Origin of the sequence: Fredinandcohnia onubensis (assembly GCF_002734285.1) — a bacterium.
Classification (GTDB): domain Bacteria; phylum Bacillota; class Bacilli; order Bacillales; family Bacillaceae_L; genus Ferdinandcohnia; species Ferdinandcohnia onubensis_A.
This window is the reverse complement of the sequence record NZ_NSEA01000021.1, coordinates 51194-66287: the sequence shown is the minus strand read 5'-3', so window position 1 is coordinate 66287 and position 15094 is coordinate 51194. Positions and strand designations below refer to the sequence as shown.

The window sequence follows — 15094 nt, the reverse complement described above, 5'->3', positions numbered from 1 at the left end:
ATGTGGAGTGCATATTTTTATTAGATGGGGGTTATTTGATGAAAGTATCCGAAAAGGTCATTGTTGTTACGGGTGCAGGGGGTGGGATTGGACGTGAGCTGGTTCGACAGCTGCTGGAAAAAGGAGCAAAAGTCGCAGCAATCATTCACAAAAATGGGCTCGATAAAATGCAGGCATTCAAAGAAGTTTATGGCGACAGAATTTCAATTCACACCGCAAATATCGCGAACAACGAGGATGTGCAAAGGCTTCCTGATGAAGTCATTGTCAGTCACGGTTGCGTTGACGGAATTATCAATAATGCAGGCATCATTCAACCTTTTATAAGTGTAAATGATCTTGAGTACGAACAAATTCAGTGGGTAATGGATGTCAATTTCTATGGAACGCTTTATATGTGTAAATCGTTTTTACCACATCTGTTAACTAGACAGGAAGCGCATATTGCAAATGTAGCAAGTATGGGTGGGTCCCTACCGATACCGAAACAAACAATCTACTGTGCTTCAAAAGCAGCTGTTAAGATGTTAACCGAATCCCTTCACTCCGAGCTTAGAACAACCAATGTAGGTGTGACCCTTGTGATACCTGGCGCGGTCGAAACAGACCTCGTGGAAAAAGCCAAAGTGGAAAAAGAAGGTGCTGAAAGTTCTACCTATAAGCTACTTAGCCCCATCGTTGCAGCTGCCATCATTATTGAAGGAATAGAAACTAAAAAATATCGAGTCTTAGCCGGAAACGATTCGAAAATTATGGACATTTTATATCGCCTTAATCCGAAAAAGGCAACCGAACTCATAGCTAAAAGGATTAAATAATATCTCAGCACTTAATTTTAGCTAGCATACGCACCTTCAACCTCAAACCAATCTTCCCTAAGATTTGGTATTAACTATTTGATTTTTTATGAAAAAGACTCCACTTATTTGATTTACTTAAGAACGTAAATAGATCTGTTAACCATTTTGCTATCAGTCCCACGATTACGTAAAAAATAAATAAAAGGAAAAAATTCTCCTTTCCTCCAAAACGAAACAAACCAATCCCAAGCAATAGAGGTTTAATGAAAAATGCAAAAACAAGGCAAAGAAGAAGTAACCAAAGATAATAATTTTTATTTCGATTAAGGGTAAATTGGTAAAGAAGGATATACGCTACTGGAACAAAAGATGAATCTAGCGCTAAGTTAGACGGAAGACCCGGTAGTAATTTATATGGATAGATCCACCACCCTTTTGATACTCCAATTACATCCGAAATTGCAAAAAAGATATGTACCCCATATCCGTAAAAACCAAGACGAAAGATTTTTCTTCGGTCTATAAAAATAAGTAAAGCAATGAGTGGAATAATTAACATTGCCAAAACAACCCAAAACTGCCATGTATGAAAATTGGAGTAATCGTTCCAATAATTGAGCCATCTTTCACTTTGTTGAACTTCTGCTTTTCTTATTTTCTCTATCAAATCCAATTGGTCTTTGTTCACAAAGAAGCCTCCTGTTTTTTGATAGTATTTTGCTATATATAGTCGTTTATTCCATCTCGCCTTTAATAAAATGATGCATTTTTATTTTCGAAAAACATAGAAAACACCCGTTATCCTCTATAGGAATTGACGGGTGTAATTTGAATATTAAAAGTCGTGTGGTTTCAAGAAATCACTTTATACTACTGGATATAAACATGGAGGCATCTTGTTTCATAAAAATACCCTGTCCGTGATAGAATGTCTTCATTTCAATTGAAGTAAATCCAATCTCGGATAATATTCTATTCAGCTCTTCATGTGAAAAGCCGTTATGTACTTTCGGATGAGAGATTTGATCGTTTTTGTCAAAATCTATAATAATGAGCTTGCCACCCTTGTTTAGGACGTTGAACAATTCTTGTAAGATTTTTTTCGTATCAGGAATATGAAGAAGGACTAGTGACATTAACACGATGTCTGCCTTCAGGTCAAGTGTTTCTTGAGTTAAATCAGCATACTGTACTTTTGCATTGGACATTCCTTGTTGAAAAATTTTAGCTTCAGCCACATCCAACATTTGTTTTGATGAATCAACCAACAAAATCGAATCCACTAAGTCTGATAGTTCTAAACTAACTAACCCCGTGCCACTCCCATAGTCGATTAATGATTTTCCTTGGCTATTGTCCAGTGCCGTTCTTACTTCCTTCACGATTACCTTCGCTAATGCTTTTCTTTCCTCTGTATCATATCTTTTTGCTATTTCTTCGAAAACGTTATGTTCCATTTGTGACACCTCTATTCATAAAAATGAAAACTACATCGTGCTCATTATAGCAAAACCAATACCTTAGGACACGATACTGCCCCGCTTTTAAAAATAATAGAACTCAATATTTGTTTTTCTCTGCAAGAGATCAGTTTGAATTTAAGCTACCTATGTTCTCTCAATAATGAGGGTATCGTTTACGTTTTAATCTCTAGAACAAAAATAAGCGATAATCCTTCTTGAACTATCGCGCCACTACTGAAAACAGACCATTTAATTTTTATTTAACCTCTTTCGTCGTTCAATCCGATTAAAAATCGAATACGAAATACTTAAAATCATCCCTATTAGTAGAGCAATAAAGAAACCAAACATGCCTTGAAAACCAACCCAACCAGTTGTAAATGTCAGAAAAAATAATACGTAACAAAAACCAACCAGGATGATTGCAATTGGAACGTTAAATGGAAACAAACGATTCCACCCTCTTGCTAATAAAACAGAACTGATTAGTAAAGCAATCGCGGTGAACATTTGTATGGATCCCCATCGGAACTCTGCACGAGACTGCGCATCCTCACCAAAGGCCGGTATATTTAGAAGATTATACATAGTGATAGATGCCGTAATAATTGCTGTCAAAACAACAAGTATGAAAATCGTCCAGTTTATTGCCTTGAGATAACCTTTGCTGCTCATTTAATCCCTCCTCATTTATTTTATTCGACATTGCAGGAAAAATATTAGTTTATGTATTAATGAAGGATGAATGCTCTAATCGTTTTTTGAAATACCGTGCTGTTCATTTAATAACTTCTACAAAAAAACCCGTAATCCTTCAAAAGTCAAAACTCCCTTCGTGTAATTGAAAATCTTCATAATGAATTTGGAGATAAAATACATAATTGTGGTGTAAATAAAATAAAAAAATGGTTTCCTAGTCTGGAAACCATTTTTGTAGTTGACCATACGGTGTTACCAATTCGTTTTTCTCTTTTACGATAGAAGAGAAACGATTACTATTCACATACCTAAAACAATGAAAGCCCTACCTCTCTTTCATCCTTACGGCTCCTTGTCCGCGCCAGTGTGAATCAGGATCGCAAAAAAATCAAGTGACTGTATTATCGAGTTTATTTGTTGAAACTCCAATGTCGTAAAAGAAATTTAAATAATAAAAATGGATTAAATTGTAGAAATAACAAAAGAGGTGAATGCTCTATAGGTGAGTTGGAGAAGTTGAATGTCTTTAAAAAGGTTTATTTTTAAGAAAGAAACATATTCCCAAAAAAACAGGATATTTTCGGGAGATGTAATAGATGAGTTTAAATGATCATTAACAGAAACTTTTTATTTGGTTTTCAGTAATTCCTTTAATTAACTCCAGTTCACTCATCAAAAATCCATGTGCGTTTACTAACATTTTTTTTTCGCTTGTATTAAGTTCTTTTTCTTTCTTCATACGCATTAAATCACGCACAACTTCGGCACATTCTTGTATTTTACCCGTTTTTATTTTGTCCGTGTTCACTTTATACCTTTGTTTCCACAGTAGAAATCTATCTGATTCTCCATGCTGAAAAATGTGTATGATGTGTTTTAATGCAATTATGTCAGTAACAGGGCGTATATTTAAATTCAATATTTTACCTGTAGGAATCATGACTTGCATATTACCGATTAACATTTTTATGACATAATACTGTTGTTTTTCCCCTGAGATTTCTTTTTCTTCTATGGCTTTAATTATACCTACTCCGTGCATTGGATAAACAATGTTATCGCCAATTTGAAACAAATAACCCACCTCCATATATGGTAACCTTCTTAACCTTAACACACTTGATATTTTTTATCAAATTTTTAATAATATCATAATTTTATTTTACTTGTCAACTGATTTTCCTTTAAAAATCAAAAAATCAAAGACAATAGGAATCATGTCGGATTGCCAAAAAAGGGACGGTGAATTTTCTCGTCTATATTCTGAAACCTCTCCTAACCTTGATATTCTTAATCTATATAAAATCTTACTGCGCAAGTAACAGAAAAAGCGATTGCCTTATTCAGCAATCGCAACCATTAGTATAAGAACATTTATTTTTCAAAATGCATAAATGACGAAGGATTTAATTCATCACTTTCAATAACAATAGCGGTTAATCCTGTATCCGTTTTGGTTTCATGCCATTCATCTTTCTCCCAAAAAACAGCATCTCCCACTTGAACTCTGATATATTCTTCTTTTTCACCTCGAACATAACCTTCTCCATTTAAGATTAATAAAAGTTGTGGTACTACTGCTTGATGAAAACCTATAATTCCGTTTTCTTCTAAGTACATGCAACCTATATGAGTTTCCTTTTCAGTTTGAATAACACGGGACATCACAAAATCTGAATTGAATTTTGTGATCTGCTTACCGCTTTCTTTACTAAACTTATAAATTTTCATTTTGCACCTCCAAGGACCTTATGTTATATATTTCTCAGTCAAGAATGTTCTATCATTTAATCGATTAGTCAAATTGCAGATACTCTAAAACATTACCAAATGGGTCTCTAAAGCTAATAAATTTTCCTGGAGGGCATTTTGTTGGTTCTTCAATAATGAAATCAACTTTATGTTCTTTTAATAGATCAACTGTGTGATAAATGTCTTCCGTTTTTAATCCTAAGACTACTCCTGAAGTTTTGGTAGTATCAATATATGATGTATTTTCCGATTCTTCTAATACGATAGGTACATCCCCGTGGACTAATGTTACAATTTTGGGACCATATTTTTTATTTACTTCGAACCCTAAAACTGTGGTATAAAAGTCAATTGCCTCCTGAATATTTGGTACATAAATTCCAATAACACAAACTTGGCTCATAATTACTCCTCCATTTATTTTTGATGTATTATCCATTAACAACATTTCCACTTAATACCATAAATCACCTGCTAAATCGCTTATATTTCTTCTTTAAACTCTCACCGGTTTGTTCAAGATGTCCGACGAAAACTTCAACAAAATAGTGCGTTAATCCTGCTTGGATCAACGCACCAGTTTGAAAAACAGATAATAATAAAGTCCTAAATATTATATTTTATATTTTTTTCAGTGGTATCCAGAAACGACTCCTCGGATTACACATAATCCCAAATATTTTAATCCCTGTCATACGCTTTTGGTGGTGATTCCACCCAGGATTTATCAATTAAGATATTCATGCCGTCGTCAACAAATAAACCAATGTTCACAAGGGTTCTTCCATATAAGGCATTTATATCTCTTCTAGCCGTTACTGCCATTGAGTTTCCGAATGACCTTATCTTCATTGCGAACATGTCCACTTTATGAAACAGCATTATCTTATCGGAAAAAGGTGGAAATGTTGATGGTTTAACCAGGTGATCTAAGTACGCAGGTGATTGAATATGTTCAACATGCAGTTTTTCTTTATACTGCTTTACCGCTTTATCAGTCATATCTAATCCACGTTTAAACAATGACTTTATCTTTTCATCTTGGACGCTTTGGTGAAAACCTAATAATAACGCCTTACTTGTTACGTTATTCTCAATATTGTCCCATAGATGTATAATCTCTAGTGCCTGCAATGGTCGGAGATCTCCAAAAAAACCGTTTAAGTAACTTTGTTTACTAACTTTTTCAACGTTTTCTGGCGTTGGGATCATGGGAGGATCTGCAATTAATCTTTTTTTCACTAGAATATTATTAATTTGCCCTATAAAGACAGTGGTACATTGATTACAATAAATAAAAAACTCCCTTATATCCTCCCTCATCATCAATGGAACTGCAACGGCGTAAAGACTCATACCTGCCTTAGCAGCATATTTTAAATAGTGAACATAAAATTCATCTTCGTATAAACGAGGGGCACCTAGATTTACATCATCCTTAGAAAATCCACATGGGATAGGAAAATTTTCTATTTTAAAAAACCCTTCTATTCTCTTTATAAAATCCCTTGATAGGGCTAACCCATTTTCTAATAGCTTTTTAATATCTTCATCCTCACAATGCTCAAGAAAATAACTTAAGATTTGTATAGACATACTGTTTCCCATATAGGTAGCCCAAAGTTTACCCATTTCAAAAGATGTGAAAGGGTTGGTCTCATCTGAAGATTTTGGATCTATATTTAATGGTTTCAACACATTCATTGGATTTAAATCTTTATCGGTGGTCATAAACAATCTCCTTTTCCCAATCTTTGGCTTATGATTTCCATTTGGAAAAAAATTAATTCAAATAAAGCCGGCATTTTACTTATCTATTAATGCTCCTCATGTACCTATCACTTTAACAACTGCAACATCAATTATTCCTTGTTCCACTACTCTCAGTTATTTCCATTAAAAAAGCCACCAAAAGGCAGCTCGATCTTCAATATTTGTTCCGGTTAATTAAGGGACAATCAACCAATAAATTGTCTTAATACTTCATTAAACTTTTCACGTTCTTCCCAAAAAGCACCATGACCACTGTAATGAAACGGAACCAGCTGTGAGTTTTTTATTTTTTGATTTAATTCCTGAGCTTGTGCAAATGGAATCACTTTGTCGTGAACACCATGAACAATTAAGGTAGGGACAAGTATCTTTTGCAAATCTGCATAAAGTTTCTCGTCTCTTAATGTAATGATGATTGCTGCTGTTGACCAGCCTGCTGCTTCTAATCCCATTTGAAAAAACCACTCAGAGAATGGACTTGTTATATATTGAAAGAAAAAGTTTTCAGTCACTTCTCTCATCATCTTAGGACGGTCATTTAATGCTTGAGTAAGGAATCTAGTCGCAGTTTCTGTGGTAAAACCTACAGGAGCTGCAGCATCCACTAGGACAAGCTTAGAAACACCATTACCATTATGTCGGGACATATACCGAATCGCGATTGCTCCACCTGTAGAGTGACCCACAAGAGTGAAATTGTCTAATTGAAGGACATCAACCACTGCACGTATGTCATCCGCCAATCTGTCAAAATTGTATCCACTTATTGGCTTATCCGACTTTCCGAATCCTCTCCAGTCAATTCCGATACAGCGGTAACCCATGAATGGCAGAACAGCAAATTGATACTCAAACTGTTTATGGCTTAACGGCCAACCATGTAGAAATACGATTGTCTTACTGCCCTCGGGATTAATATCTTCTACTAATAATTTTACACCTGATTCAACAGTAACGTAGTAACCCACACCGATTCCCCCTAAAAAAGCTTTACGAATAAGATATTCATCTAGGTAAACATAGGTGATTACCTATTACTTATACGCTATCTGAGATAATCGAGTACTAATTGGAACACAAAAAAGCGATAATCCTTCTCTTGGACTATCGCTACCTAAGTATTATTGTTACCTACGTTGCTTTCGTAATTTTATAATTTTTATGATTGACTATAGTTGAAATAGGTTCGTCTTTTTCTTTATTGTATCCATACTCAACAATCACAGAATTTTCTCTTACAACCGTAACTGTTCCTTTATAGTTTTCCCCATCACGCTTAAATGAAATGTTATCCCCGATTTTAGCAGTCGCCATTTTAACACCTCCGAACTTATTATTTTCAGTAAGGATAAAAAAATGCAGCTACAATTAAGAATAAGCTGTATTTATTACAGCAATACCCTGATTTCACAATTCTTAGCTTCATTAAAACAAAAATCTAATAGTAGCCATACAGACAATGCCTACTATAACTGTAACAGACAAACTCTTTGTCCAAATGGCTACAATAAGAGTTGGAATAATAGCAGCAAGAACTCTCCAGTCTATTGAAAGTAATGATTCATCTTGTATGATAAAACTATCAACGATCAGTGCGGTAAAAATACAAATGGGGATAAATGAAAGCCATTTAATTACAATTTTCGGAAGCCCTATTTTTCTTATCACAATAAATGGAATAACTCTCGGAATAAAAGTTACAATAGCACTCCCTAATATGATTAATAATATAGATAAATTCAAACTCATTTGTCTTTCACCACCCCAATCGTTGCAACAATCATGGTTGATAAGAGAATCGCAATATATGAAGGAACAAACATACATAGAATCAACATCGATAGGATGACATATGCAATTAGGGATAGGTAAAACTTCAATTTACCACGTTCCATACTTTCTAATTGCAAAACAAGTAATGCAAGAAACATTGCCGTTAAAGAAAAATCCAATCCTAAAACTTCTGGATTGGAAATCCATTTTCCGAAAATGGCACCTAATGTACAAGACAAAATCCAGAAAATATAAGCTGTTAGATTCAACCCATTCATCCAACTTGCATTAATCATTTCTCTTTTTGCAATCTTATTAGCGGCTACTCCGAATGATTCATCTGTTACTAGAGTCCCAATCCCAATATTTTTTAATAGGGAATAATCTTTAAAACTCGGGGCTAAAGTCATGCATAATAAAAAATGACGTAAATTTACAATAAAAGTTGTAAATACAATGACTGAAAAAGGACTTCCTGATACTAGTAAGGCACAAATGATAAATTGAGCTGCACCAGCGTAAACTAAGATTGATAATAAAGCAACTTCTAATATACTTAGATTGGACGCTGCACCAACTATCCCCATGGCAATTCCAATACTGATGTAGCCAATTAAAGTTGGAACGCAGTCTTTTACTCCTTGAGTAAAAGTAGGCAAATTTTTTTCGATTGTTATTTCGTGTGCTAATTGGTTCAACGTTACACCACCTTTTGTATGCTATATTAAACACGCGTCTGTTATGATGTTTAAATGTATGTTATAATGAATAGAAAAAAGAGTCAAGGAGTTTTTTAATGGAATTCATTCAAGAGGTTATAGCGAATAATCTTGCCAATTTGAGAAAAAAGCGAGGATTGAGCTTAGATAACGTGTCAGAACTAACTGGAGTTAGTAAAGCAATGCTTGCCCAGATTGAAAATGGAAAATCAAATCCAACTGTCACCACTCTTTGGAAAATTGCCAACGGATTGCAAGTCTCTTTCTCAGGATTTTTAAAGGAAAATGATAAGCCACAAATTGAAAAAATAAATATGAATGAACTGAATCCAGTAATTGATGATGATGGAAATTATTTTGTGTATCCTCTCTTCCCTTTTCATCCAGAAAAAAAGTTTGAAATTTTCACAGTAGACTTAAAACCTGGCTTTAGACATGTAGCTGAAAAGCATACAGGTGAGGAATATGTACTACTACAACGTGGAACACTTACTCTCGAAATTCAAGGAGAGAAGTTTGAATTAAATCCTGACGAAACGATTAAATTTAATGCGAATACTGAACACATTTATATCAACTCTTCAGACGAACTGGTTCGTTTCTACACGATTATCTATTATCCGGACTGACTTTTATGCTGACTTTTATGTCTATTTTCTAAGTTAGTTTAATAACTTCAACAAAATAGGGTACATCTCCTTCTTAAAGGATCGTACCCGGTAGCTTTAGATGGCCGTTACAAAAGAAATTAATTAAAATAGTTTTTTCTTTTTCAATAAACCTTTTAAAGTTGTATGGTAAAATATATCAACTAATGGTTCAAAGAAACTTGAAAGGTGTTTTATTCTTAATGGAACTTTGAATTTAATAATAAAAAAAGCAGTTGAAAACAATGATAGGAACACCGATAATATAGGTCGTGTCGTAAATAAATGACTGTACAAATACATTTTAACATATAAGATTCCTGACCAAAAAATATTCCAGCCGTGCCCATAAAGAATTAGGTGCTTCTTATGAATCAAGTATTCAACAGCAAAACTTAGTGTAACCCATCGTAAATAGTAAATAAATTGCTCAAACCGCCCACTTGGCATCTTGCTCAAGAATACAAGTACTACTAACGGAGTTACAATAATTATATGTACTATTCTTATTAAGAACCAGTTTATTCCATTAGGAATGAACTCCCAAACAAGATGTCTTTTACATAGGAAATAATAAAATGCATTAATTGAACTAACATATAGCATATTTTTATAGTACTTTGGAATATCTCGCCAAGATTTACTAAAGATAGTTAACAATATTATGCTAAACACCAAAATGACGTGCATATTTGTATTTTTTTGTTTCTTTCGCATTTTACCCCTCACTCAATGATTAACTTAGTAAGAGTTTCTCCTAGAAATTTACATTTTATTTGTTATTTATAAATATAATGGATTTGGCAACTCCTTAATTTTAAAAAAAGTGCCGGTCACCACGACCGACACGTTCTTCGTAAACATATTAATTTAAACCTTGTATCACAAGGGCTTTTGCTGGTAAAAATTCTTCACCTGTATCAAGGTACGTCACATTCACTGTATCATCTGCCTGTAAATATATTGCCTTTGGGCTATTCTCAGATGAGATCATGTAACTTTTGTTATTATCTAACAAAAAGTAAACCATCGTAGCATTTTCTGCTTTTTCTTTATAAACACGGATGACTTTCCCGCTCACTTGTTTTTCTACTGCTTCCGACTTTCCGTCAACCGTTCCTCCACCACGTTGCAACGCCGTCTTGTATAGCTTTAACGCTTCATTTGGAGTATTACCGTATACGGAAATTTCCGGATTAGCAGCTGAGACGATAAAATAGTTTTGCAAAAATCCATTCGCATCCAATACTGGCGTTAACCAGCTTGCCTCTCCATAAAAGTTATAGAGAATCGGCATTTCGCCATCCCATTTCTTTTCAATGAATTTCTTTTCAATAATTTGAAGAGCCCCTTGTGAATCCATATACGATTCTTGTAAGTTACCCGTAAAATAAGTAGCCTCCCCAGTTCTTGAATTAGTTAGGGAATAGCCGAGCATCGAGTCGACGCCTTCTTTCGGACTGGTAAAATCAGTAAAATAATACATATCTCCATTTTCATCAAAAATCGGACTCACATTTGCTTCCGTTCCTTCATCCGATGGAAGTTTTACATCAGATTTTCCAAACTTACTGTTCCAGAAACCATTCACATAATTCCCATAGTAGCTATTTTGCAGGCTAACCACTTCTGGGGATACAGCTCCATCAATAAATGAAGGAACATCAGCTAAAGCATACATCTTTGTTTTCCCTGACAATGGGTCAACAAGGACCATTCCGCCTACTTCAAAACCATTTCGTGCTGAAATAAATTCCCCGAATGAGCGAATATAAAAGGGCTTTCCTTCCTCATCGATTTCCAATTGAGATTCCCCGTAATAGATCATATTTGGGTATTTCATGCGCATATGCCGTTCTAAATCTTTTTGAAAATAAGAGGATGGCGTATAAGACATTTCTGTCTTCACAAACTTTGGATTATCTGTTGAATCCGTAGCACTAATCGTGAAGTATCCTGGTGTCGTTTTCCCATTCCACCATTTGAAAAAACCAGAAAATTCGATAGGCGCTATATACACGTAATCGTTTTTTACCTTTTGGATTTGCAAGTTTCCTAGCTCATAATAACTCGTATCAGGAACTTGACCAAAGGCCTTTTTCATTTTATTACGCGCAAACTGTGGAGGTACACTGGCTGGTGTTTTCGTTTCATCAAACACTTCAATCTCCGTTTCTTGCGCCATGCTGGCAATTTCAAATTTTTCATCAGCATTAAAGAGGAAAGCCGTTCCTAAATAAATACAAAAGAGAAGACTTCCTACAAATAATGCACCTTTGACCATTCTTTCAATCCCTGTTGCAAAGAATGCACCAGCAGCAGTAACAAAAAGGGCTAATAGCCAAACCGAAGAAAAGTTACGATCTAGATTCGTCAGATAGAAAAAAATAAATACGAGAGTAGTAAATAGAACCGCACTTAATAGGAGGAGTCCTGTTTGGGGCTTAGCTTTCTTTTCCTTTTCCTTTTTGTTATTATTTCGTAAAAACGGAAAGAGGATGAGAGTAGAAGCCAATCCAATAATAACTGAAAATAATAATATTGATTCCATATAGTCTCCTTTCAACTTTCATACTATCTATACGGATAACTATAAAAAAAGTTTCTTTTGCAAAGAAAAATTAGGGTAGCCCCCTCACTTGGCTACCCTATTATTTTTTTATTTTTATACCTACTGCCCAAAATCTCATAATGCCCAATCAACTACAATTCTTTTTGAGTAATATGTTTGTGCAATCGCAGAGCATCATGACAATCCTGACAAATTTTCACGCTATCACCTCTATGCTAAGGACTATATATTAGGGTATTAGTCCTTTAAACTTGAAATACGCGATAATTCTTCATGAATTATCGCATCCAATTTTTTCCTTCCTTATATTTGCTGTACTTTTGCAACACCTAACGCAAAGTGATCCCATAGAAGATTCTCTATAAACTCAGCTTGTGATTCTTCACAATCAATAATGAGAATTATTTCAGAATGTTTTCCTTTTAACAGGCGTCTCTTTTTCTTTACAACCTTTTCTGTAAAAAGGCGAATGGCGAATCCAAGAAGAAAGCCGATAAACGCGCCTATTAGCCCCCAATAAATAGGACCCCAAGATAGTTTGAATCCAATACTCGCTCCAATAACAGAAAAAGCTGTGGAAAGTGCTACTCCTATATCAATTAGGCTTGTACCATCCGAACGATGAAGGGAATCAAAAACCTTACGTTCCTCTGTTCGATTATCTAATGGTACAGCAAAGATCCTTTCTTTTTGGATTCCCTTTTTTTCTAATGTCGATATTGCCAATTCTAAATAGAGGGTCGTTTCAAAGGTCGAAAATATCTGCATATTCATTTTGTCAATATCTGTCCTTTTCGTATACTAAATCTAGTAGATTGGTAATGGTTTTTCAAATGTTGTCGTAATTCTTTTTCAAAAAGTTTATTATTTTCAACTGTATTAATGTAAGAGTCATATATGGCAAATCCATAATGTGAAGGTAAAAATAAAAACCACTCTGGTTTTAACACAGAGGTTGCTTCTTTTACCTTACCTAAAAACAATAGCGAAACTGCCTCTAGTGCATGCGAATAATAAAAAAAGATGACTGTCCCAACAATAACAAACAATGCTGTTAAAATTCGATGTATATAAAGTTGTCCTAGACCTGGAATAAATAAGGACCAGATGATGGAGAGAACTGGGTTTCTTTTATCCAGATAGTTAATTTCTAAAGCTCCTAAAGTAAAACTGTTAAAACGGTGTTCCTCTCTTTCGGCTAAAAGATAAACCCGGTTCATATCTACTGTTGTTCGATAGCTATCCCATATACCAAAAAGGTAAACTGGAATATACATAAGTAGCCACCTAGTGTCTAGTATTTCTATAGCCATGTCTATATTACCTTGAAATGAATAGATCATTGAAAGATTGACATGTGCACCTAAATTAACTATCACTTCCCAAATAAACAATGCATAACCTCTTAGATATTTTGATAATATCAAATGTCCAAATCCTGGAAAGGCCGCCGACCACCAAGCAATAATGTATGGGTTTCGTAAATGAAGTTGAGTTGTTCCAAGTATGCTTACATGAGCTGTATAACGTCTAGCGGTGTTATCATTGGTATAGTTATTCAATTTAGAGCCACCTTGCAAAATAACATATTTTTCCTAGTTTGCTGCAAATACGTTTTTTTATCCTTTGTGGCCTTGGAATTAGTCGGACCCCATTAAATATATCCTACTACTTCTCCCAAAGCTCTATAAGTCTTACTTCTAGATCTTCAATCCGAATAAACTTTCCATATTCCTTCTCTCCTCACGCACCAGCTTCGTTCGCTTAATAAACTTCTACAAAAATAAGCGATAATCCTTCATGGATAGATTTAATCAACCCCTCACATATTAAATGTTGAGGAGGAATGATATGAACTTCGACTATTTTATACTCATTTTATTATGGATAACTTTTCCGGCTATTCTTTGGAAAGTCATTCCTAGAGTTCGACTTCGCGAATCCATTGCAGTTTTTTTGTTCATTCAAATGTTAACATGGCTATTTAGTATTGGTCTTACATATGCAGGATTACTTGAAGCACCCATTCGATTTTTTAAACATGCGACAACTATTAATTTCACGATGGAATTCTTAATATTTCCTACCATAGGAGTACTATTTCAATTGAACTTCCCGCTAAAGGCTAATTTTATGAAGAGGATGTTTCATTATTTGTTTTGGGTGGGTATTATTCTTTCTTTTATGTTTTTATTAGGAACTTTCACAAACATCATGGTTGTAAAATGGGATAATTTAATTAGGAGTTTTTTTAATTTTTTGATAGAATTATGGCTCTGTCGTAGATACGTTTTGTGGATCACAAGGCATCCAGTTTTTAAAGGGGCTATATCCTCATGAAAATGGAACATATGATTTTATACATTATTTATGCTTGTACGATCATCTCATTAGCTTTTATTCCAAAAAACAAATGGAAAGAAGCTAGTCTGGCCTTTTTGTTTCAGCAATGCGTTACGTGGTTTCTTGGATTGCTTGTAGTAGAACTGCATTTACTTAAATATCCTGTTATGGAATTCCCTAACGTCAATGGTACTAGTTTTTTATTTGAATTCTTAGCATATCCCATTATCTGTGCCTTCTTTTGTATCTATTATCCACGAAAAAGTACGAGTTGGAGAAAGGTCTTTTATATAAGCACATTTTGTACAATCATGACGATTTCCGAAATCATATTTGTAAAGTACACGGATCTTATTATTTACGTACATTGGGATTGGTATATTACCTGGTTATCGTTATATGCTAGTTTATTTTTATTGTGGAGTTTTTACAAATGGTATTTTAAACTGAACTAATCATTTACTTCATCTTTTATACAATATCTGAACCCTCCTTTTTCGTAATCTCAAATTCTCTTTTCTAAAAATAGTATGAAAATAAATCAATAATCATG

At 34.4% G+C, this 15094-nt stretch carries 18 protein-coding genes; 4 read left to right on the top strand and 14 right to left on the bottom strand.

Annotation, left to right across the window (positions count from 1 at the left end; genetic code table 11):
* Positions 1 to 38 precede the first annotated feature (38 nt).
* Positions 39 to 818: an SDR family NAD(P)-dependent oxidoreductase gene (locus CKJ95_RS19310; protein WP_099355080.1), complete on the top strand. Its 780-nt coding sequence runs from the start codon at positions 39 to 41 to the stop codon at positions 816 to 818.
* 70 nt (positions 819 to 888) lie between these two features.
* Here CKJ95_RS19310 and CKJ95_RS19305 read toward each other — a convergent pair whose 3' ends face one another.
* From CKJ95_RS19305 to CKJ95_RS19255, 11 genes are all read right to left on the bottom strand, one after another.
* Positions 889 to 1488, bottom strand: coding sequence for a CBO0543 family protein (locus tag CKJ95_RS19305; protein WP_099355079.1), 600 nt, complete (start codon positions 1486 to 1488; stop codon positions 889 to 891).
* Between the two features lie 172 nt (positions 1489 to 1660).
* Positions 1661 to 2257, bottom strand: coding sequence for a class I SAM-dependent methyltransferase (locus CKJ95_RS19300; RefSeq protein ID WP_099355078.1), 597 nt, complete (start codon positions 2255 to 2257; stop codon positions 1661 to 1663).
* 255 nt (positions 2258 to 2512) lie between these two features.
* Complete coding sequence (locus tag CKJ95_RS19295; protein WP_099355077.1) at positions 2513 to 2938, bottom strand: RND transporter; 426 nt, start codon at positions 2936 to 2938, stop codon at positions 2513 to 2515.
* Between the two features lie 637 nt (positions 2939 to 3575).
* The gene (locus CKJ95_RS19290) at positions 3576 to 4052 is read right to left on the bottom strand and encodes a CarD family transcriptional regulator (protein WP_099355076.1); all 477 of its coding nucleotides are present in this window, start codon (positions 4050 to 4052) and stop codon (positions 3576 to 3578) included.
* 284 nt (positions 4053 to 4336) lie between these two features.
* On the bottom strand, positions 4337 to 4693 hold the full coding sequence (locus CKJ95_RS19285; protein ID WP_099355075.1) for a cupin: 357 nt from the start codon (positions 4691 to 4693) through the stop codon (positions 4337 to 4339).
* Positions 4694 to 4757: 64 nt separating this feature from the next.
* The gene (locus CKJ95_RS19280; protein ID WP_099355074.1) at positions 4758 to 5117 is read right to left on the bottom strand and encodes a VOC family protein; all 360 of its coding nucleotides are present in this window, start codon (positions 5115 to 5117) and stop codon (positions 4758 to 4760) included.
* 278 nt (positions 5118 to 5395) lie between these two features.
* Positions 5396 to 6445, bottom strand: a complete 1050-nt coding sequence (locus CKJ95_RS19275; RefSeq protein WP_257215865.1) for a DUF3231 family protein — start codon at positions 6443 to 6445, stop codon at positions 5396 to 5398.
* Between the two features lie 227 nt (positions 6446 to 6672).
* The gene (locus tag CKJ95_RS19270) at positions 6673 to 7455 is read right to left on the bottom strand and encodes an alpha/beta fold hydrolase (RefSeq protein ID WP_099355073.1); all 783 of its coding nucleotides are present in this window, start codon (positions 7453 to 7455) and stop codon (positions 6673 to 6675) included.
* Positions 7456 to 7618: 163 nt separating this feature from the next.
* Positions 7619 to 7801: a DUF2187 family protein gene (locus CKJ95_RS19265; RefSeq protein WP_099355072.1), complete on the bottom strand. Its 183-nt coding sequence runs from the start codon at positions 7799 to 7801 to the stop codon at positions 7619 to 7621.
* A gap of 111 nt (positions 7802 to 7912) precedes the next feature.
* Positions 7913 to 8236 (bottom strand): AzlD domain-containing protein, encoded by a 324-nt coding sequence (locus tag CKJ95_RS19260; RefSeq protein WP_099355071.1) that lies wholly within the window; start codon positions 8234 to 8236, stop codon positions 7913 to 7915.
* On the bottom strand, positions 8233 to 8958 hold the full coding sequence (locus CKJ95_RS19255; RefSeq protein ID WP_099355070.1) for an AzlC family ABC transporter permease: 726 nt from the start codon (positions 8956 to 8958) through the stop codon (positions 8233 to 8235). Before CKJ95_RS19255 ends, CKJ95_RS19260 begins: the two co-directional genes overlap by 4 nt.
* Positions 8959 to 9056: 98 nt before the next feature.
* On the opposite strand from CKJ95_RS19255, the gene CKJ95_RS19250 reads away from it, so the two are divergent.
* Complete coding sequence (locus CKJ95_RS19250) at positions 9057 to 9608, top strand: helix-turn-helix domain-containing protein (RefSeq protein WP_099355069.1); 552 nt, start codon at positions 9057 to 9059, stop codon at positions 9606 to 9608.
* A gap of 883 nt (positions 9609 to 10491) precedes the next feature.
* Here the strand turns inward: CKJ95_RS19250 and CKJ95_RS19240 are convergent.
* The 3 genes from CKJ95_RS19240 to CKJ95_RS19230 form a co-directional block, all read right to left on the bottom strand.
* On the bottom strand, positions 10492 to 12177 hold the full coding sequence (locus CKJ95_RS19240; RefSeq protein WP_099355067.1) for a hypothetical protein: 1686 nt from the start codon (positions 12175 to 12177) through the stop codon (positions 10492 to 10494).
* A 324-nt stretch (positions 12178 to 12501) separates the two neighbouring features.
* On the bottom strand, positions 12502 to 12966 hold the full coding sequence (locus CKJ95_RS19235; RefSeq protein ID WP_099355166.1) for a hypothetical protein: 465 nt from the start codon (positions 12964 to 12966) through the stop codon (positions 12502 to 12504).
* A 2-nt stretch (positions 12967 to 12968) separates the two neighbouring features.
* Positions 12969 to 13760 carry a hypothetical protein gene (locus CKJ95_RS19230; RefSeq protein ID WP_099355066.1) on the bottom strand — a complete coding sequence of 264 codons (792 nt, stop codon included), beginning with the start codon at positions 13758 to 13760 and terminating at the stop codon, positions 12969 to 12971.
* A gap of 271 nt (positions 13761 to 14031) precedes the next feature.
* On the opposite strand from CKJ95_RS19230, the gene CKJ95_RS24080 reads away from it, so the two are divergent.
* Together CKJ95_RS24080 and CKJ95_RS24040 are read left to right on the top strand one after the other, a co-directional pair.
* Positions 14032 to 14538, top strand: coding sequence for a CBO0543 family protein (locus CKJ95_RS24080; RefSeq protein WP_373604861.1), 507 nt, complete (start codon positions 14032 to 14034; stop codon positions 14536 to 14538).
* Positions 14535 to 14996 carry a CBO0543 family protein gene (locus tag CKJ95_RS24040; RefSeq protein ID WP_099355064.1) on the top strand — a complete coding sequence of 154 codons (462 nt, stop codon included), beginning with the start codon at positions 14535 to 14537 and terminating at the stop codon, positions 14994 to 14996. Before CKJ95_RS24080 ends, CKJ95_RS24040 begins: the two co-directional genes overlap by 4 nt.
* The last annotated feature ends 98 nt before the right edge of the window (positions 14997 to 15094 follow it).